The following is a 19,817-nucleotide window of genomic DNA, read 5'->3' as shown; positions in this document are numbered from 1 at the left end:
TGTGCGGCACCCTCGACCGGGGGGTGGGTAACGGGGCCGCCCTGGTGGGACGACCCCGTCACGTCACGCGTTGATCTTGGTGACCTGGCCGGCGCCCACGGTGCGGCCACCCTCACGGATGGCGAACTGCAGGCCCTCCTCCATGGCGATCGGCTGGATCAGCTGAACGCTCATGGTGGTGTTGTCACCCGGCATGACCATCTCGGTGCCCTGCGGGAGGGTCACGACACCGGTCACGTCGGTCGTCCGGAAGTAGAACTGCGGACGGTAGTTGTTGAAGAACGGCGTGTGACGGCCGCCCTCGTCCTTGCCCAGGATGTACACCTGGCCCTCGAACTCGGTGTGCGGGGTGATCGAACCCGGCTTCACGACGACCTGGCCGCGCTCCACGTCCTCACGCTTGATACCGCGCAGGAGCAGACCGACGTTCTCGCCGGCGCGACCCTCGTCGAGGATCTTGCGGAACATCTCGACACCGGTGACGGTGGTCGAGGTCTTGTTCGGCCGGATCCCGACGATGTCGACGGTCTCGTTGACCTTGACGATGCCGCGCTCGATACGGCCGGTGACGACCGTGCCGCGACCGGTGATCGTGAAGACGTCCTCGACGGGCATGAGGAACGGCTTCTCGACGTCGCGCTCGGGCTCCGGGATGGCCTCGTCGACCGCGTCCATGAGCTCGACGATGGCCTCGGCCCACTTGTCGTCGCCCTCGAGCGCCTTCAGCGCCGAGACGCGCACGATCGGGAGGTCGTCGCCCGGGTAGTCCTGAGCCGACAGCAGCTCGCGGACCTCCATCTCGACGAGCTCCATGATCTCCTCGTCGTCGACCATGTCCGCCTTGTTCAGGGCGACGACGATGTACGGCACGCCGACCTGACGCGCGAGCAGCACGTGCTCACGGGTCTGGGGCATCGGGCCGTCGGTCGCGGCGACCACCAGGATCGCGCCGTCCATCTGGGCGGCACCGGTGATCATGTTCTTCACGTAGTCGGCGTGCCCGGGGCAGTCGACGTGCGCGTAGTGCCGCTTCTCGGTCTGGTACTCGACGTGCGCGATCGAGATCGTGATACCGCGCTGACGCTCTTCGGGCGCCTTGTCGATCATGTCGAACGCCGACGCCTCGTTGAGGGTCGGGAACTTGTCGTGCAGAACCTTGGTGATGGCCGCCGTCAGCGTGGTCTTGCCGTGGTCGATGTGACCGATGGTGCCGATGTTGACGTGCGGCTTGGTCCGCTCGAACTTCGCCTTCGCCACTGCTGGGTCCTCCTGGACTCGTGTCTGTACTCCGCCGTGCTGACGGCAGGTCTGTCGGTGTCGGGTGTGCGGGCCGCGGACCTTACCGATCCGCGGACCGCACCCTCCGAGCAGGTCGAGCACTGGGGCCCGCCCCGGGGAGCTCTTACTCGCCCGTGGCCTTCGCGATGATCTCCTTCGCCACGTTCGCCGGAACCTCGGCGTAGGAGTCGAAGACCATCGTGTAGTTCGCCCGGCCCTGGGTCCGCGACCGCAGGTCGCCGACGTAGCCGAACATCTCGGACAGCGGCACGGTCGCCTTGACGACACGGGCACCGGCCCGCTCCTCCATGGCCTGGATCTGGCCGCGGCGGGAGTTCAGGTCACCGATGACGTCGCCCATGTAGTCCTCGGGCGTCATCACCTCGACGGCCATCATCGGCTCGAGTATGGCGGGGCTCGCCTTGCGGGCCGCCTCCTTGAACGCCATGGAACCGGCGACCTTGAAGGCCATCTCCGAGGAGTCGACCTCGTGGTACTGACCGTCCAGCAGCGTGAGCTTCACACCGACCACGGGGTAGCCGGCCTGGATGCCGTACTGCATGGCGTCCTGGGCACCGGCGTCGACCGACGGGATGTACTCCCGCGGGACACGGCCACCGGTGACCTTGTTCTCGAACTCGTACAGCGCACCGTCACCGCTGGTGAGCGGCTCGAGCTTGATGATGACGCGGGCGAACTGGCCCGAACCACCGGTCTGCTTCTTGTGCGTGTACTCGAACTTCTCGACGGCCTTCTTGATGGTCTCCCGGTAGGCCACCTGCGGCTTGCCGATGTTGGCCTCGACCTTGTAGTCGGACTTCATCCGGTTGACCAGCACCTCGAGGTGCAGCTCGCCCATGCCGGCGATGATGGTCTGGCCGGTCTCGTCGTCCAGGGAGACCTGGAACGTCGGGTCCTCCTCGGCCAGCTTCTGGATCGCCAGGGAGAGCTTCTCCTGGTCCGCCTTCGACTTGGGCTCGACGGCGACCTGGATGACCGGGTCCGGGAAGGTCATCGACTCGAGGACGATCGGGTTCTGCGGGTCGCAGAGCGTGTCGCCGGTGGTCGTGTCCTTCAGACCGATGACCGCGTAGATGTGGCCGGCCACGGCCTCGTCGACCGGGTTCTCCTTGTTGGAGTGCATCTGGAAGAGCTTCCCGATGCGCTCCTTCCGGTCCTTGGTCGAGTTGATGACCTGGGCGCCGGCGGCGACCTGACCCGAGTAGACCCGGATGTAGGTCAGCTTGCCGAAGAACGGGTGCGCGGAGATCTTGAAGGCCAGCGCCGAGAACGGCTCGTCCTTCGACGGCTTGCGGCTCGCCGGCGTCTCACCGTCGGTGAGGAAACCCTCGACCGGCGGCACGTCGTACGGCGACGGCAGGTAGTCGATCACCGCGTCCAGCATCGGCTGGACACCCTTGTTCTTGAACGCCGAGCCGCAGAGGACCGGGTACGCGGCGCGGTCGTTGACCAGCCGGCGCACGCCGTTCTTGATCTGCTCGACGGTCAGGTCCTCGCCACCGAGGTAGAGCTCCATGAGCTCGTCGTCGGTCTCGGCGACCGCCTCGAGGAGCTGGGTGCGGTACTCCTCGGCCTTGGCCTGGAGCTCCGCCGGGATCTCCTCGACGGTGTAGTCCTCGCCCTTGGCGACCTCGCCGCGCCAGGTGAGGGCACGCATCTCGACCAGGTCCACGACACCGATGAAGTCGTTCTCGGAGCCGATCGGGATCTGCAGCGGGAGCGGCGTCGCGTTCAGCCGGTCCTTGATGGTCTGGATGGTGAAGTAGAAGTCCGCGCCCAGCTTGTCCATCTTGTTGACGAAGCAGATGCGGGGGACGTCGTACTTGGTGGCCTGCCGCCAGACCTGCTCGGACTGCGGCTCGACCCCCTCCTTGCCGTCGAAGACCGCGACCGCACCGTCGAGCACCCGCAGCGACCGCTCCACCTCGACGGTGAAGTCGACGTGCCCGGGGGTGTCGATGATGTTGATCTGGTGGTTCTTCCAGAAGCAGGTCGTCGCGGCGGACGTGATCGTGATGCCGCGCTTCTGCTCCTCCTCCATCCAGTCCATCGTGGCGCCGCCGTCGTGGACCTCACCGATCTTGTAGTTGATCCCGGTGTAGAACAGGATCCGCTCGGTGGTGGTCGTCTTACCGGCGTCGATGTGGGCCATGATGCCGATGTTGCGGACCTTGGTCAGGTCCGTCAGCACGTCCTGTGCTGCCACTAGCTCAGCTCTCCCTCGATCGCGAGATGGCGCCCGACGGTCGGCCGGTCACCAGCGGTAGTGGGCGAAGGCGCGGTTCGACTCCGCCATCTTGTGCATGTCCTCGCGCCGCTTGACGCTGGCGCCGAGGCCGTTGCTGGCGTCGAGCAGCTCGTTCATGAGGCGCTCGACCATGGTCTTCTCGCGGCGCTGACCGGAGTAGGTGACCAGCCAACGCAGCCCCAGGGTGGTCTGCCGGACGGCACGGACCTCGACGGGGACCTGGTAGGTCGCGCCACCGACGCGGCGGCTGCGGACCTCGAGGGCCGGCTTCACGTTGTCGAGAGCGCGCTTCAGCGTGACGACCGGGTCGGTGCCGGTCTTGTCACGGGTGCCCTCGAGGGCGGCGTAGACGATGCGCTCGGCGAGCGACCGCTTTCCGTCCTTGAGGACCTTGTTCACCAGCTGGGTGACCAGCGGCGAGCCGTAGACCGGGTCCGAGACCAGCGGACGCTTCGGGGCGGGGCCCTTGCGGGGCATCAGCTCTTCTCCTTCTTCGCGCCGTAGCGGCTGCGGGACTGCTTGCGGTTCTTCACGCCCTGGGTGTCCAGCGACCCCCGGATGACCTTGTAGCGCACGCCGGGGAGGTCCTTCACACGACCACCACGCACGAGCACGATGCTGTGCTCCTGCAGGTTGTGGCCCTCACCGGGGATGTACGCGGTGACCTCGATGCCACTGGACAGGCGCACACGGGCGACCTTGCGCAGGGCCGAGTTCGGCTTCTTGGGCGTGGTGGTGTACACGCGGGTGCAGACCCCGCGGCGCTGGGGGCTTCCCTTCAGCGCGGCGGTCTTGGTCTTGGAGACCTTGTCCTCGCGGCCCTTGCGGACCAGCTGCTGGATCGTGGGCATGAACCGTCTACTTCTTCCCGTCGACGTGGCTCGACTGTCTTGCTCGCCGTGACACTGGTGATCGTGGTTCGGTGTCCCGGACTCCGGGCGCCGGCGTGGCTGCCGGCTCTCACCGGACTCCGCCACCGTCGCGCCGGACCCCGAGGTCGGGCGTGTCGTCCCGGGCACGCTCGGGGCCGGAAGGGCCCCGCGGAGGCTGTCGGGACGTCCGGCGTGCCCTGCTCCGGGGCGCAACCACAGACCTGAGGGTCGGAACCATCGGATCGGTGCACACCACGGGACACGCGGACCTGCCCGACCGGAGCCGAGCACAGAACACGAGAGTACCCGGCCCTCTTCAAGGCGGTCAAAGCGGGTCCGTTCCGGGCGTTCGCCTCGGACCTGCCTTCGGGTCCATCGGGGGCTTCGATGGTCCTCGGATCCCCCGGATGACACTCCGGAGGAGACCTGTGGTGACCCGACCATGCCGCACGACGCCGCCTCTGGCAAGCGGACTCACCCGCTCGTCGCAGATCGACGGCCGCTCGTCGCGGTCGGATCGGTGGTGGGCGATGACTGTGTCCCAACGGGATCCCGCCGTGTCGATCACGGTGTGGATCACCCTGTGGACGATGGCGACGGAGGGACGGTTACGGTCCGGTATGCACCTGCCGACGGCCGTCAACCGCCTCGCCACGCGAGCACTCATCGCGCCCTTGCTCGGTCCCACACTACCCGTCGCCCTCCGACGGCGTGGACGCGACCTGGTCGGCGCGGCCCTCCCGCTCCCCGCGGCACCCGCCGGAGCCTCGGGACGCTCGGCGGGGTGCCCACCGCGGTCGTCGCACCGCCCGGGCCGCTCGCCCCGCACCGGTGCTCTACCTGCACGGCGGCGGGTACCTCGTGGGGTCGTCGTCCTCGCACCGGCCGCTGCTCGCGGGGCTCGCGCACGCCACCGGGAGCGCCGTCCTCGCACCGCACTACCGGCTCGCGCCGGAGCACCCGTTCCCGGCCGCCCTCGACGACGCGAACGCAGCCTGGACCGCCCTGCGCGCCGCGGGGATCCCGGCCCGGCACATCGCGGTGGCCGGCGACTCGGCGGGCGGCGGGCTGACGATGTCGCTGCTGCTGCGACTGCGCGCCGCCGGTGAGGACCTCCCCGGCTCGATCGGGCTGATCTCGCCGTGGCTGGACCTGTCCTGCACCGCCGACGCGCTCACCCGCAACGTCGCCTCCGACGCGATGCTGGACCCGTCATGGCTGCCCGACGCCGTCGCCGACTACGCGGGCCCGCACACCGGGGCCCCCGAACTCCTGCCGCTGGACGCCGATCTGGCCGGGCTGCCACCGCTGCACGTCGTCGCCGGCGTCGACGAGATCCTCGTCGACGACGCCGACACCCTCGTCGAGCGTGCCCGCGCGGCCGGGACCCCGGTCACCTACGAGCGCGCACCCGGCATGTGGCACGCCTTCCCGACCCTGGCCGGGCTGCTCGCCGAGGCCGACGCCTCGCTGCGCACGCTGGGCTCCGCCCTGCGCGCGGACTGCCTGCGCTGAGGCCCGCACCGGGGCACAGACACGACAGTGCTGCCTGCGGCCCCGGGACGCACGAACGGGGCCGGTCACCGCCACGGGAGAGCGGTGTCCGGCCCCGTCCGGGACCTCCTCGGTCACGGTCCGGACCCACCGTCGCGGGTCCGGACCGAGCGGCTACCTCAGCGGTAGTCGCGACCGAAGTCGTAGTCGTCCAGCGGCACCGCGGCACCGGTGCCCGTGCCGAAGACGTCCGGGCTGTAGTAGCCGTCGTCGTAGCTCGGCAGCGCGTAGGCGGCCGCGCGGGCCTCCTCGGTCGGCTGGACCTGGATGTTGCGGTACCGGTTGATGCCGGTACCGGCCGGGATCAGCTTACCGATGATCACGTTCTCCTTGAGCCCGACGAGCTTGTCGCGCTTTCCGTTGATCGCGGCATCGGTGAGGATGCGGGTGGTCTCCTGGAACGACGCCGCGGACAGCCACGACTCCGTCGCCAGCGAGGCCTTGGTGATCCCCATCAGGACCGGACGGCCCGACGCCGGCTCCAGCCCCTCGGCGACGACCCGGCGGTTCTCGGACTCGAACTCGCCCCGCTCGGCCAGTGCGCCGGGCAGGAACTCGGTCGCACCCGAGTCGATGATCGTGACCCGGCGCAGCATCTGCCGGACGATGACCTCGATGTGCTTGTCGTGGATGTCCACGCTCTGCGTGCGGTACACCTTCTGCACCTCACGCACGAGGTGCAGCTGCACCTCACGCGGGCCCATGACACGCAGCACCTCGTGCGGGTCCGCCATGCCCTCGAGGAGCAGCTGGCCGACCGTCACGTGGTCGCCGTCCGCAAGCGGACGCTCGGTGCCGTCGACGGTGGTCATCCCGAGCCACTGCCGCTTGGACAGCTTCTCGTAGACGATCTCCTCGCCGCCGTCGTCCGGGATCAGCGTGATCTTCCAGAACCGGTCGCCGTCCTCGATGCGGATGCGGCCGTCGACGTCGGCGATCGGCGCCTTGCCGCGCGGGACCCGGGCCTCGAACAGCTCGGTGACACGCGGCAGACCCGTCGTGATGTCGTCGCCCGCGACGCCACCCTGCTTGAACGTACGCATCGTCAGCTGGGTGCCGGGCTCACCGATGGACTGCGCGGCGACGATGCCGACGGCCTCGCCGACGTCCACCAGCTTGCCGGTGGCCATCGAGCGGCCGTAGCACATCGCGCAGATACCGGTGGCCGAGGCGCAGGTCAGCGCGGACCGGACCCGGACCGTCTTGACACCGGCCGCCACGAGCGCGTCGAGCACGGTGTCGCCGAGGTCGTCGCCCTTGCGGACGAGCACCGTGCCGTCCGGTCCGGTGATCTCCTCGCCGGAGGTCCGGGCGTACACCGAGGTGCGCAGGTAACGGTGCGGGATGAACCGACCGTCGCTCGTCTCCTCGGTGACCGCCATCGGGATGGCGCGCTCGGTGCCACAGTCGACCTCGCGGACGATGACGTCCTGCGACACGTCGACCAGACGACGGGTCAGGTACCCGGAGTCCGCGGTCCGCAGCGCGGTGTCCGCCAGACCCTTACGAGTGCCGTGCGTGGAGATGAAGTACTCCAGCACAGACAGACCCTCGCGGTACGAGGCCTTGATCGGACGCGGGATGAACTCGCCCTTGGGGTTCGCGACCAGACCCTTCATACCCGCCAGCTGGCGGATCTGGGTCATGTTGCCCGCGGCCCCGGACTGCACGATCGTCGGGATCGGGTTGTCCTCGGGGAAGTTCTGCTCCATCGCCTTGGCGACCTCCTCGGTCGCCCGGCTCCAGATCTTGACCATCTCGTCGTTGCGCTCCTGGTGCGACAGGGCACCACGCTGGTAGCGCTTGTTGATCTGGTCGGCCTTCGCCTCGTACTCCTCGAGGATGCCCGCCTTGGCCGGCGGGACCAGCACGTCCGCGATCGAGATCGTGACGCCGGAACGCGTGGCCCAGTAGAAGCCCGCGTCCTTCAGCCGGTCCAGGACCTGCGCGACCTCGGTCATCGAGTAGCGCTCGGCCAGCTCGTTGACGATCGTGGCCTGACGCTTCTTCGGCAGCGGCTCGTTGACGAACGGGTAGTCCGCCGGCAGGAGCTCGTTGAACAGCACCCGCCCGAGCGTGGTCTCCGCGGTCCAGACGCCGTCCTCGGTCACGGCCTCGGCCGCGGCGCCCGGGGTCGGCGTGACGTGCGGGAGCCGGATTCTGATCGGCGCCTGCAGGTGGAGGACCTTGCGATCGTAGGCCATGATCGCCTCGGCCGCGGAGCCGTAGTGGTTCCCGGCGCCGTGGGCGTCCTCGCGGAGACGGGTCAGGTGGTACAGACCCGTGACCATGTCCAGACGTGGCATCGCCAGCGGGCGACCCGACGCCGGGGACAGGATGTTGTTCGACGACAGCATCAGGACCCGGGCCTCGGACTGCGCCTCGGCCGACAGCGGCAGGTGCACCGCCATCTGGTCACCGTCGAAGTCCGCGTTGAACGCCTCGCAGACCAGCGGGTGCAGCTGGATGGCCTTGCCCTCCACCAGCTGCGGCTCGAAGGCCTGGATGCCGAGACGGTGCAGCGTGGGCGCACGGTTCAGCAGCACGGGGTGCTCGGAGATGACCTCCTCGAGCACGTCCCACACCTGCGAGCGGCCGCGCTCGACCATCCGCTTGGCCGACTTGATGTTCTGCGCGTGGTTGAGGTCCACCAGGCGCTTCATCACGAACGGCTTGAACAGCTCCAGCGCCATCTGCTTGGGCAGACCGCACTGGTGCAGCTTCAGCTGCGGGCCGACGACGATGACCGAACGGCCTGAGTAGTCGACGCGCTTGCCGAGCAGGTTCTGGCGGAACCGGCCCTGCTTGCCCTTGAGCAGGTCGGACAGCGACTTGAGCGGGCGGTTGCCCGGCCCGGTCACCGGCCGGCCGCGACGGCCGTTGTCGAACAGCGCGTCGACGGACTCCTGGAGCATCCGCTTCTCGTTGTTGACGATGATCTCGGGCGCGCCGAGGTCGATCAGTCGCTTGAGGCGGTTGTTCCGGTTGATGACCCGGCGGTACAGGTCGTTCAGGTCCGAGGTCGCGAAGCGGCCACCGTCGAGCTGCACCATCGGGCGCAGGTCCGGCGGGATGACCGGGACGCAGTCGAGCACCATGCCCATCGGCGAGTTGCCGGTGGTCTGGAACGCCGCGACGACCTTGAGGCGCTTGAGCGCACGCAGCTTCTTCTGGCCCTTGCCGGACCGGATGATCTCGCGCAGCTTCTCGGCCTCGGCCGGGATGTCGAAGTTCTCCAGCAGCTTCTGGATCGCCTCGGCGCCCATGGCACCGGTGAAGTAGTCGCCGTAGCGGTCGTACAGCTCGCGGTAGATGGACTCGTCCGCGATGAGCTGCTGGACGTCGAGCTTGGTGAACGTCGTCCAGATCTCGTCGAGGCGGTCCAGCTCGCGCTGGGCACGGTCGCGCAGCTGACGCATCTCGCGCTCGCCGCCGTCCTTGACCTTGCGGCGGACGTCGCCCTTGGCGCCCTCGGCCTCGAGCTCGGCGATGTCGGTCTCGAGCTTCTGCGCGCGGGCCTCGAGGTCCGCGTCGCGGGTCTGCTCGACCCGGCGGCGCTCCACGCTCATCTCGTTCTCGAGCGTGGACATGTCGTTGTGTCGCAGCTCGGTGTTCACCGAGGTGATCACGTAGGCCGCGAAGTAGATGATCTTCTCGAGGTCCTTGGGAGCCAGGTCGAGCAGGTAGCCCAGCCGGCTCGGGACGCCCTTGAAGTACCAGATGTGCGTGACCGGGGCGGCCAGCTCGATGTGGCCCATCCGCTCACGACGCACCTTGGCGCGTGTGACCTCCACGCCACAGCGCTCGCAGATGATGCCCTTGAAGCGGACACGCTTGTACTTGCCGCAGTAGCACTCCCAGTCCCGGGTCGGACCGAAGATCTTCTCGCAGAAGAGCCCGTCCTTCTCCGGCTTCAGGGTGCGGTAGTTGATGGTCTCCGGCTTCTTGACCTCACCGTGCGACCACTGGCGGATGCCCTCGGCGGTGGCCAGGCCGATGCGCAGTTCGTCGAAGAAGTTGACGTCGAGCACGTAGGTGTCCTCTGTTTCTTCGTTATCTCGGCTTGATCGGTCTACGGCGGGGTCAGTTGACGACGTCGTCGACGGTCATCGACTCCGAGCCCGGGCGGCTGGACAGGTTGATGCCCAGGTTCGCCGCGGCACGCTCGAGGTCCTCGTCGTCGGCGTCCCGCATCTCGATCGCCGCACCGTCGCTGGAGAGCACCTCGACGTTCAGGCAGAGCGACTGCAGCTCCTTGAGGAGCACCTTGAACGACTCGGGGATCCCCGGCTCCGGGATGTTCTCGCCCTTGACGATCGCCTCGTAGACCTTCACGCGACCCACGACGTCGTCGGACTTGATCGTCAGCAGCTCCTGCAGGGTGTAGGCCGCGCCGTACGCCTGCATCGCCCAGCACTCCATCTCACCGAAGCGCTGGCCACCGAACTGCGCCTTACCGCCCAGCGGCTGCTGGGTGATCATCGAGTAGGGGCCGGTCGACCGGGCGTGGATCTTGTCGTCCACCAGGTGCGCCAGCTTCAGGATGTACATGTACCCGACCGCGACCGGGAACGGGTACGGCTCACCGGAGCGGCCGTCGAGCAGCTGTGCCTTGCCGTCCGGACCGACCATGCGCTCGCCGTCCCGGTTGGGGCGGGTCGAGCCGAGCAGACCCGTGATCTCGTGCTCGCGCGCACCGTCGAACACCGGCGTCGCGGTGTTCGTGTCGGCGGGCACCGAGTAGAGCTCCTCGGGCATCTGCGCCGCCCACTCCGGGGTGCCCTCGATCTCCCAGCCCGACTTGGCGATCCACCCGAGGTGGGTCTCCAGGATCTGGCCGATGTTCATACGACGCGGCACACCGTGGGTGTTCAGGATGATGTCGACCGGCGTGCCGTCCGGGAGGAACGGCATGTCCTCCTGCGGGAGGATCTTGCCGATGACGCCCTTGTTGCCGTGCCGGCCGGCGAGCTTGTCGCCGTCGGAGATCTTGCGCTTCTGGGCCACGTAGACGCGGACCAGCTCGTTGACGCCCGGGGCCAGCTCGTCGTCGTCGTCGCGGGAGAAGACCCGGATGCCGATGACCTTGCCGTTCTCGCCGTGCGGGACCTTCAGCGAGGTGTCGCGGACCTCGCGCGCCTTCTCACCGAAGATCGCGCGGAGCAGGCGCTCCTCCGGGGTCAGCTCGGTCTCGCCCTTGGGCGTGACCTTGCCGACCAGGATGTCGCCGGGCTGGACCTCGGCGCCGATCCGGATGATGCCGCGCTCGTCGAGGTCGGCCAGCACGTCCTCGGAGACGTTCGGGATGTCCCGGGTGATCTCCTCGGCGCCCAGCTTCGTGTCGCGCGCGTCGATCTCGTGCTCCTCGATGTGGATCGAGGTGAGCACGTCGTCCTGCACGAGGCGCTGCGACAGGATGATCGCGTCCTCGTAGTTGTGGCCCTCCCACGGCATGATCGCCACGAGCAGGTTCTTGCCCAGCGCCATCTCACCGTTCTCGGTGCAGGGACCGTCGGCGAGCACCTGGCCCACCTCGACCCGCTGCCCCTCGTCGACGATGGGCTTCTGGTTGTTGCAGGTGCCCTGGTTCGAGCGGCGGAACTTGTTCAGACGGTAGGTCTGACGCTGGCCCTCGTCGTCCATGACGGTGATGTAGTCGGCGCACAGCTCCTCGACGACACCGGCGGACTCGGCGGTGACGACGTCACCGGCGTCGACGGCGGCACGCAGCTCCATGCCGGTACCGACCAGCGGCGACTCCGAGCGCAGCAGCGGCACGGACTGGCGCTGCATGTTCGCGCCCATCAGCGCGCGGTTCGCGTCGTCGTGCTCGAGGAACGGGATCATCGCCGTCGCGACCGACACCATCTGGCGCGGCGAGACGTCGATGTACTCCACGCCCGAGGGCGAGATCAGGTCGACCTCGCCGCCCTTGCGGCGGACCAGCACGCGCTCGTCGGCGAAGGAACCGTCCTCGTTGAGCTGGGCGTTCGCCTGGGCGACGACGAAGCGGTCCTCCTCGTCGGCGGTCAGGTAGTCGATCTGCGAGGTGACGACACCGTCGACGACCTTGCGGTACGGCGTCTCGATGAAGCCGAACGGGTTGACCCGCGCGAAGGAGGCCAGCGAGCCGATCAGACCGATGTTCGGACCCTCGGGGGTCTCGATCGGGCACATGCGGCCGTAGTGCGACGGGTGGACGTCGCGGACCTCCATGCCGGCGCGCTCACGGGACAGACCGCCCGGGCCGAGCGCCGACAGTCGACGCTTGTGGGTCAGTCCGGCCAGCGGGTTGTGCTGGTCCATGAACTGCGACAGCTGCGAGGTGCCGAAGAACTCCCGGATCGCGGCCGTGATCGGCCGGGTGTTGATCAGGGTCTGCGGCGTGATGGCCTCGACGTCCTGGGTGGTCATCCGCTCGCGGACGACCCGCTCGGTGCGGGACAGACCGACCCGGACCTGGTTCTGGATCAGCTCGCCGACGGTGCGCAGGCGCCGGTTGCCGAAGTGGTCGATGTCATCGGTCTCGACCGGGATCTCCCGCGCGGAGTCACCGGAACCCACGGTCATCGTGGTCTCGCCGGCGTGCAGCCGGACGAGGTACTCGATGGTGGTGGCGACGTCCTCCTCGGTCAGCGTGCCGACCGAGTTGTCGATGTCGAGACCGAGCTTCTTGTTGGCCTTGTAGCGACCGACCTTGGCCATGTCGTAGCGCTTGTCCTTGAAGAACAGGTTCTCCAGGAGCGCCTGGGCCGACTCGCGCGTCGGCGGCTCGCCGGGGCGCAGCTTGCGGTAGATGTCGAGCAGCGCCTCGTCCTGGCCCGCGGTGTTGTCCTTCTCGAGCGTCGTCATGATCGTCTCGGAGAACCCGAAACGCTCACCGATCTGCTCGGCGGTCCAGCCCAGGGCCTTCAGCAGCACGGTGACCGGCTGGCGGCGCTTGCGGTCGATGCGGACACCGACGGTGTCGCGCTTGTCGACGTCGAACTCCAGCCACGCACCCCGGCTCGGGATGATCTTGACCGAGTAGACGTCCTTCTCGGTCGTCTTGTCGATCGCGTGGTCGAAGTAGACACCCGGCGAACGGACGAGCTGCGACACGACGACGCGCTCGGTGCCGTTGATGATGAACGTGCCCTTGTCGGTCATCACGGGGAACTCACCCATGAAGACCGTCTGGGACTTGATCTCACCGGTGGTGTTGTTGGTGAACTCCGCCGTCACGAACAGCGGGGCGCCGTAGGTCATGTCCTTGTCCCGGCACTCCTCGACCGAGGCCTTGACCTCGTCGAAGCGCGGGTCGGAGAAGGACAGCGACATCGACCCGGAGAAGTCCTCGATCGGCGAGATCTCGGTGAGGATCTCCTCCAGACCGCTGACCGGGAGCTCGTCACCGGCCTCGATCCGACGCTGGAACCATGCCTCGCTGCCGACCAGCCACTCGTAGGACTGGATCTGCAGGTCGAGAAGGTCGGGGACCTCCAACGGCTGGGCGATCTTCGCGAAGGTGACCCGGGTGGGTGCGCCGGGGTAGTTCGGGTTCGCCGAAGCGGAGAGGGTCGAGGTGGTCGCGGCGGCGCGGGAGACAGCCAAGATGCGTCCTTCCGAGAACTGCGCTTCTCGTCTGGCGTGCGCCGGTGGCGGGCGCTACCGTCTCCCTCGATCAGATCGGGGTCCCCCCCCCGGATCGCGAGCCGGTAGCCGGCCACGTCGCACGCCGTCTGTTGTCGGGCACTGACGGACGACCGAACCCCCGTGCCCATGTCCGCCGAACCCTCTCCGGCGGCCGACGGATCGGTCCGGAAGTCTTCCCCGGTCATGAGCGCGTGAGCCTGGACGCAGACAGCGCAAAGAATGACTATAGACGCTGCGAGCGCAGCTGTCGAGACAGGTCGCCGATTCCAGCATGCAGGCAACCACCGTTGCCCAAGAGTGACCTGCACGCCGCACCGAGTCAAGTCCCACTTCGTCGACGAGCGGTCATCCTGTCGGGACGACCGGTCCACCGACGACCGTTCAGGTCGATCCGCGTGATGGTTGACACGGCGTCGTCGCGGCGCCAACGATCAGCCACGGGTCGGCGACCGCCGACGGCGACAGAAGGGACGACGATGTCCGACGCTACCCCTCCCATGCGCGAGCTCCTCGGTGACGACGCCCCCAGCAACTGGGGCAGGTGGGGCCCCGACGACGAGCTCGGCTGCCTCAACTACCTCGACGCGGGCGAGGTCCTGCGGGGTGTGCAGCACGTCCGCTCCGGCGAGGTCTTCACCCTGCAGATCCAGATGGGACGCACCGAGTCCCCGGGCGACCCGCTGTGGCCGGGTCGCGAGGGCATCAAGCGGCAGAACGTCATGGACGAGGGGACCTGGGACGGCGACTCCGCCCCGCAGTTCCCCGGCGGACTGCACTACGCCGACGACACCGCGCTCATCTTCCTGCAGGGCTCAACGCAGTACGACGCGCTCGGCCACGTCTGGTACGACGGCAAGCTCTGGAACGGATACGACGCCCGCACCACCGTCGACGCGATGGACCGGGCGTCGGTGCTGCCGATCGCGGAGAAGGGCGTCGTCGGCCGCGGGGTCCTCATCGACATCGCCCGGCACCGCGGCAAGGAGTGGCTGGACAAGGGCGAGACCTTCGACCACACCGACCTCGAGGCCGCAGCACGGGCGCAGGGCGTCACGATCGAGCCGCACGACGTGCTCGTCATCCGCACCGGATGGATGAAGTACTGGTACGAGCTGAACGACCCGGCCACCTTCTACACCGACTTCACCGAGCCGGGGCTCACCTACTCGCGCGAGCTCGTGGAGTGGTTCCAGCGCAAGGAGATCCCGAACCTCGTCACCGACACCATCGCGAACGAGGTGACCAGCGAGCCGCACACCGGCGTCGCGCTCCCGCTGCACTGCGCGCTGATGCGCAACCTCGGCGTCGCCCTCACCGAGATCGCCTGGCTCGACGACCTCGCCGACGCCTGCGCCGCCGACGGCCGGTGGAGCTTCCTCTACGCCGCCGCCCCGCTGAAGGTCGTCAACGGCACGGGGGCACCGGTCAACCCGATCGTGATCCGCTGATGTCCTACGCCGACCGCCCCTGGCTGGCCCGGTACGCGTCGGGCCAGCCGCACGACATCACCCCGGACCTCCCGGACGGGCTGTCGATGTTCCGTGCCGCGGTGGCACGGAACATCGACGGCGACGCCGTCCGCTACTTCGACGGCCGCATCACCTACCGCGAGCTCGACGCGCTCACCGACGCGTTCGCGACCGGACTGCTCGACGGCGGCTTCACCGCGGGCGAGCGGGTCGCGATGTACCTGCAGAACGTCCCGCAGTTCGTGATCGGGCTCGTCGGGACGTGGAAGGCGGGCGGGATCGCCGTCCCGATCAACCCGATGAACCGCGAGCGGGAGCTGGAGCTGCTGCTGCGCGACTCCGGCTCGTCGGTGCTGGTCTGCCTGGAGTCGCTGTACGCCGACGTCGCCGCGTCGGTGCTGCCGGGCACCGACATGCGGCTGGTGCTCACGACTTCCGAGCTCGACCTGCAGACCCGCGACGAGCCGCGGGCGTTCCCGGCGACGCAGCGGCCGGACCTGTCCGGCGCCGGCGTCACGGACCTGACGGCGTTCCTCGACCGGCACCGCGGGGGCGTTCCCCCGCCGGTGTCGTTCGACCCCGGCGACACCGCCGTCCTGACCTACACCTCCGGGACGACCGGGCCGCCGAAGGGCGCCATGAACACCCACCGCAACGTGGTGTTCAACAGCCAGGCCTACGCCGTCTGGTGTGGGCTCGGCGACGACGAGGTCGTGCTCGGCATCGCCCCGCTGTTCCACATCACCGGGCTGATCGCGCACGTCACGGTGGCCCAGTACCTCGCCGCCCCACTGGTGCTGTTCCACCGGTTCGAGCCCTCGCTCGGCGTCGACGTGATCCGCGAGCAGCGGCCGACGTTCGCCGTCGGGGCGATCACGGTGTTCATCGCGCTGATGAACGCCCCGAACGCCGACCGCTCCGCGCTGGAGTCGCTGCGCACGATCTGTTCCGGCGGTGCCCCGATCCCACCGTCCACGGTGACCGCGTTCCACGACTTCTACGGGCACTGGATCCACAACGTCTACGGGCTCACCGAGACGACGTCGCCGTCGCACGGCACGCCGATCGGCACGCAGAGGCCGGTCGACCCGGAGTCCGGGGCGCTGTCGGTGGGGGTGCCGATCTACAACACCGTGGTGCGGATCGTCGGCGACGACGGCGCGGAGCTCCCGCCCGGCGAGGTCGGCGAGATCTGCACGGGTGGACCGCAGGTCGTGTCGGGCTACTGGAACAAGCCCGCGGAGACGGCGAACGCGCTGCCCGGGGGCGAGCTCCACACCGGCGACGTCGGCTACATGGACGACCAGGGCTGGTTCTACATCGTCGACCGGAAGAAGGACCAGATCAACGCGGGCGGCTACAAGGTCTGGCCGCGGGAGGTCGAGGACGTCCTCTACGAGCACCCGGCGGTGCGGGAGGCGGCCGTCGTCGGTGTCCCGGACGAGTACCGCGGGGAGACCGTGAAGGCGTTCGTGTCGCTGCGGGAGGGCGCGAGCGCCACCCCGGAGGAGATCATCGCCTTCACGAAGGAACGGATGGCCGCCTACAAGTACCCGCGGCAGCTGGAGCTCCTCGACGAGATTCCGAAGACGGTCACCGGCAAGGTCCTGCGCCGGGAGCTGAGGGCGCGCGGGCGGCCGGGCCGACGCGTGGACGACGAAGGGGCGCCGATCCGTGCGGATCGGCGCCCCTTCGTGCGAGCGGTGCTCAGGTCACTTGAGCGAGACCTTGGCGCCGGCCTCCTCGAGCTTCGTCTTGGCGGCCTCGGCGGCCTCCTTGGCGACACCCTCGAGCAGCGGCTTCGGCGCGGACTCGACGAGGTCCTTCGCCTCCTTCAGGCCCAGGCCCGAGACGACCTCGCGGACGACCTTGATGACCTGGATCTTCTTGTCACCGGCGGCCTCGAGGACGACGTCGAACTCGTCCTTCTCCTCCTCGGCGGGGGCGGCACCGGCGGCGGGGGCACCCGCGGCGGCGACGGCGACCGGGGCGGCCGCGGTGACCTCGAAGGTGTCCTCGAACTTCTTCACGAAGTCCGAGAGCTCCAGCAGGGTGAGCTCCTTGAAGGCGTCGAGCAGCTCGTCGGTGGACAGCTTCGCCATGGTGGCGGTCCTTTCTACGAAAGACAGATGGGGGTGGTGGTCAGCTCTCGGCGGAGTCGCCGTCGGCCTCGGCCGGAGCGGCGGACTCGCCGGACTCGGCCTTCTTGTCGGCCAGCGCCTGCGCGAGGCGGGCGACCTGCGAGGCCGGGGCGTTGAACAGCCCGGCGGCCTTGGACAGGTTGGCCTTCATCGCGCCGGCCAGCTTGGCCAGCAGGACCTCACGGGTCTCGAGGTCCGCCAGCTGCTCGACCTCGGCGGTGGACAGGGCGCGCCCGTCCATGTACCCGCCCTTGATCGTCAGACCGGGGTTGTCCTTCGCGAACTGCTTGATCGCCTTCGCGGCCTCGACGGGCTCACCCTTGATGAAGGTGATGGCCGTCGGGCCGGCGAGCAGGTCGTCCAGGCCCTGGACCCCGGCCTCCGCCGCCGCGCGCTTGACCAGGGTGTTCTTCGCGACGCGGAAGTTCGCGTCCGAACCCAGGTCCCGGCGCAGCTGGGTCAGCTTGGCGACGCTGAGCCCGCGGTACTCGGTCACGACCGAGGCGTCCGACTCGCGGAAGCGGTTGGTGATCTCCTCGACCGCTGCGACCTTCTCAGGTGCTGCCATCGCTGCCCTCCTCTCGGGGGTCGGTCTCGTGCACGTGGGACGTGCTTGGGGGTGCCACCGACGCAGTTCCCACTCCGACCCCGGAGACGACGAACGCCCCGTGCGCAGCAGCACGGGGCGTCGGAAGTTCGTTGGGGCGCTCGCGCGCCCGGTGTCGCCTCGTCCTCCTGCGCTGGCCGTCCGGTTGTTCCCGGAACCTTCGTGCACCCGGAACCCGGGCGCGGACCTGCGGTCTTCGGTGGATCGTGGACCACCATACGCCGGTGCCCCGCACCCCCGTCGACCGGGGGTACGGGGCACCGTGGCGGGCGCGTGGGCCGGGTCAGGCCGGCGTCATCGCGGAGATCTTCCAGCGGCCGTCGACGAACTGGGCGTCGACCCGCAGCCGGGCCGCCGCGGCCCCCTCCTGCGGGGCACCGCCGTCGGCCTGGCGCCGGATGACCTGGTTGACGAAGGCGTAGACGGTCGCGCGGTCCCCGTCGATGCTGGCCGCGGCGAGCTTCGGGATCGTCGCGGTGACCACGGCCTTCTGCTGCGGGGCGAGGTCCTTCACGCTGCCGAAGATCTTGTCGAACTCCGGCTGGAAGCCCGGGGTGATGACGGCCCGGGCGTCGTCCTCGGCCTGCTGGAGGCGGGCGTAGTCGAACGAGTAGACCTTCGTGATCGCCTCGCCGACCTGCTCGCTGACCTGGGTGGTGGTGCCGACGTCGCTCAGCGCGGTGTTGGCCGCCGAGCCGGTGAAGCTCGTGCGGTACCACTCGGCGCCGAAGAACGCGGCCGCCGCGACGAGCAGCACCGTGACGGCGAGCAGCAGCCCGGTCGCCCGCCGGGTCGTCGGGGCGGACAGCAACGACCGGCGGCGCGGGGTGCCGTCGGCATAGGCCGCACCGGCATCGGCCGCGTCGCCGGCGTCGGCCGCGTCGCCGGCGTCGGCCGGGTCGGAGGCGTCGGCCGGGTCGGAGGCGTCGGTCGTGCCGGAGGCGTCGGTGCGTCCGGCGCCTCCGGAGCGGACCGGGGCGGCGGGCGGGACCGCGGCACCGGAGCGCTCGTCGAGGGCGACACCGCCGGTGCCGGTCTCCTCCTCGTCGGGCTCGTCGGTGCGGGTGCGCGGGCGGCCCGCGACCTGGGGCCTGCGGATGCCGCCCGCGGGGCGGCGGCGGGGGGTGGACATGCGGTGACCTCCTGGGGTGGTCGACCTGGGTGCGGGGCGGCGCGGGGCACCGCCGGGGGGCCGGGGGTCGGGCCGGAGGGTCAGCCCGTGCCCGGGCTGACCAGCGGCTTCAGGGCGTCGACCTTCCAGCCGTCGTCGGTACGGACCATGCCGAGCTCGATGCGCTGGCGGGTCACGGTGGGCTGACCGCCCTCGGGCGTGACGTTCACGTCGACGCCGGCGAGTACCCGGGCGGTCCCGGCGCGCGGGTCGACCTCGGTCACCGCGGCGTCGGTGACGGTCGCGGTGGTGGTGCGCTTCTGGTCGGTGACCAGCTTGGCGTAGGCGTCGCGGTTGGACACGAACTCGTCGCGGACCGACCCGGCCGAGGACTGGATCCACAGGTCCAGTCCCTTCTGGGCGTCCTTGTGGTCCAGGGTGTTCAGGTTGATCACCGCCTGGCGGGCGTCACGGAGTGCCGCGTCGCGGGCCTGCGCGACCTGGGTGGCGTCGCTGTTCAGCGCGAACAGCCACAGGCAGCCCAGCACGACCGCGAGCACCCCCGCCACGACGGCGGCCACGGGCAGCGCCCTGGCGAGCGGCCCGGGCGGGGTCTGGCCGCCGTCCCGGCCGGTGGCAGGCTCCACGGGCGGGGAACCGTCGGGGGTGTCCGCCGTCGTGTCGGCCTTCGGGTCGGCCTTCGTGTCGGCGTCGGAGCCGGCAACGTCGGTGTTCATCGGGGAGCGTTCCTCCTCCCGGCTGCGGGGGCACAGCCGCTCGGCGACCGCACCGGGCGGCCGTGGGCCGGCCGTGGGGGTCCGCGTCGTCCGGCGGACGGCGGTCCCCCGCGGTCGTCGTGCCGGCCGGGCCCGGGTGTGGCC

The 19,817-nt window shown here is 69.4% G+C and carries 12 protein-coding genes and 1 pseudogene; 3 read left to right on the top strand and 10 right to left on the bottom strand.

Translation table 11 applies throughout. The features are described from left to right. Positions 1-63 precede the first annotated feature (63 nt). The 4 genes from tuf to rpsL all read right to left on the bottom strand — a co-directional run bounded on the left by tuf (position 64) and on the right by rpsL (position 4,398). Positions 64-1,257 (bottom strand): elongation factor Tu, encoded by a 1,194-nt coding sequence (tuf, locus tag XF36_RS01160; protein WP_020622940.1) that lies wholly within the window; start codon positions 1,255-1,257, stop codon positions 64-66. A gap of 145 nt (positions 1,258-1,402) precedes the next feature. Continuing rightward, a complete protein-coding gene (gene fusA / locus XF36_RS01155) occupies positions 1,403-3,451 on the bottom strand; it encodes an elongation factor G (protein ID WP_060714322.1) in 2,049 nt (682 codons plus the stop codon). 102 nt (positions 3,452-3,553) lie between these two features. Further along, complete coding sequence (rpsG, locus tag XF36_RS01150) at positions 3,554-4,024, bottom strand: 30S ribosomal protein S7 (RefSeq protein ID WP_020622942.1); 471 nt, start codon at positions 4,022-4,024, stop codon at positions 3,554-3,556. Continuing rightward, the gene (gene rpsL, locus XF36_RS01145) at positions 4,024-4,398 is read right to left on the bottom strand and encodes a 30S ribosomal protein S12 (protein WP_020622943.1); all 375 of its coding nucleotides are present in this window, start codon (positions 4,396-4,398) and stop codon (positions 4,024-4,026) included. Before rpsL ends, rpsG begins: the two co-directional genes overlap by 1 nt. An 852-nt stretch (positions 4,399-5,250) precedes the next feature. On the opposite strand from rpsL, the gene XF36_RS01140 reads away from it, so the two are divergent. After that, positions 5,251-5,934 (top strand): alpha/beta hydrolase, encoded by a 684-nt coding sequence (locus XF36_RS01140; RefSeq protein ID WP_060710545.1) that lies wholly within the window; start codon positions 5,251-5,253, stop codon positions 5,932-5,934. 158 nt (positions 5,935-6,092) lie between these two features. Here XF36_RS01140 and XF36_RS01135 read toward each other — a convergent pair whose 3' ends face one another. Together XF36_RS01135 and XF36_RS01130 are read right to left on the bottom strand one after the other, a co-directional pair. After that, complete coding sequence (locus XF36_RS01135; RefSeq protein WP_060710544.1) at positions 6,093-10,004, bottom strand: DNA-directed RNA polymerase subunit beta'; 3,912 nt, start codon at positions 10,002-10,004, stop codon at positions 6,093-6,095. A gap of 52 nt (positions 10,005-10,056) precedes the next feature. Next, positions 10,057-13,566 carry a DNA-directed RNA polymerase subunit beta gene (locus XF36_RS01130; protein ID WP_060710543.1) on the bottom strand — a complete coding sequence of 1,170 codons (3,510 nt, stop codon included), beginning with the start codon at positions 13,564-13,566 and terminating at the stop codon, positions 10,057-10,059. A gap of 539 nt (positions 13,567-14,105) precedes the next feature. On the opposite strand from XF36_RS01130, the gene XF36_RS01125 reads away from it, so the two are divergent. Then, positions 14,106-15,056 carry a cyclase family protein gene (locus XF36_RS01125; RefSeq protein WP_238589060.1) on the top strand — a complete coding sequence of 317 codons (951 nt, stop codon included), beginning with the start codon at positions 14,106-14,108 and terminating at the stop codon, positions 15,054-15,056. Further along, positions 15,056-16,708 (top strand): annotated as a pseudogene (locus XF36_RS01120) (AMP-binding protein); the annotation flags it as partial. The gene XF36_RS01125 and the pseudogene XF36_RS01120, both read left to right, overlap by 1 nt. Before the next feature lie 81 nt (positions 16,709-16,789). On the opposite strand, the gene rplL reads toward XF36_RS01120, so the two are convergent. The 4 genes from rplL to XF36_RS01105 all read right to left on the bottom strand — a co-directional run bounded on the left by rplL (position 16,790) and on the right by XF36_RS01105 (position 19,673). Then, the gene (gene rplL / locus XF36_RS29790; RefSeq protein WP_020622231.1) at positions 16,790-17,179 is read right to left on the bottom strand and encodes a 50S ribosomal protein L7/L12; all 390 of its coding nucleotides are present in this window, start codon (positions 17,177-17,179) and stop codon (positions 16,790-16,792) included. A gap of 40 nt (positions 17,180-17,219) precedes the next feature. Then, positions 17,220-17,786, bottom strand: a complete 567-nt coding sequence (rplJ, locus tag XF36_RS01115) for a 50S ribosomal protein L10 (RefSeq protein ID WP_020622230.1) — start codon at positions 17,784-17,786, stop codon at positions 17,220-17,222. 322 nt (positions 17,787-18,108) lie between these two features. Continuing rightward, positions 18,109-18,957: a hypothetical protein gene (locus XF36_RS01110; RefSeq protein ID WP_060710541.1), complete on the bottom strand. Its 849-nt coding sequence runs from the start codon at positions 18,955-18,957 to the stop codon at positions 18,109-18,111. A gap of 80 nt (positions 18,958-19,037) precedes the next feature. Then, positions 19,038-19,673, bottom strand: a complete 636-nt coding sequence (locus XF36_RS01105; protein WP_060710540.1) for a hypothetical protein — start codon at positions 19,671-19,673, stop codon at positions 19,038-19,040. Between the last annotated feature and the right edge of the window lie 144 nt (positions 19,674-19,817).

Source organism: Pseudonocardia sp. HH130629-09 (assembly GCF_001294645.1).
Taxonomy (GTDB): Bacteria; Actinomycetota; Actinomycetes; order Mycobacteriales; family Pseudonocardiaceae; genus Pseudonocardia.
The sequence above is the reverse complement of the archived record's forward strand: the minus strand, read 5'-3'. Positions and strand labels throughout refer to the sequence as shown.

Coding starts and splice junctions, on each gene's coding strand:
- fusA (WP_060714322.1), bottom strand. CDS start 3,451: ATGGCCCACATCGACGCCGGTAAGACGACCACCACCGAGCGGATCCTG.
- rpsG (WP_020622942.1), bottom strand. CDS start 4,024: ATGCCCCGCAAGGGCCCCGCCCCGAAGCGTCCGCTGGTCTCGGACCCG.
- rpsL (WP_020622943.1), bottom strand. CDS start 4,398: ATGCCCACGATCCAGCAGCTGGTCCGCAAGGGCCGCGAGGACAAGGTC.
- XF36_RS01125 (WP_238589060.1), top strand. CDS start 14,106: ATGCGCGAGCTCCTCGGTGACGACGCCCCCAGCAACTGGGGCAGGTGG.
- rplL (WP_020622231.1), bottom strand. CDS start 17,179: ATGGCGAAGCTGTCCACCGACGAGCTGCTCGACGCCTTCAAGGAGCTC.
- rplJ (WP_020622230.1), bottom strand. CDS start 17,786: ATGGCAGCACCTGAGAAGGTCGCAGCGGTCGAGGAGATCACCAACCGC.
- XF36_RS01110 (WP_060710541.1), bottom strand. CDS start 18,957: ATGTCCACCCCCCGCCGCCGCCCCGCGGGCGGCATCCGCAGGCCCCAG.
- XF36_RS01105 (WP_060710540.1), bottom strand. CDS start 19,673: ATGAACACCGACGTTGCCGGCTCCGACGCCGACACGAAGGCCGACCCG.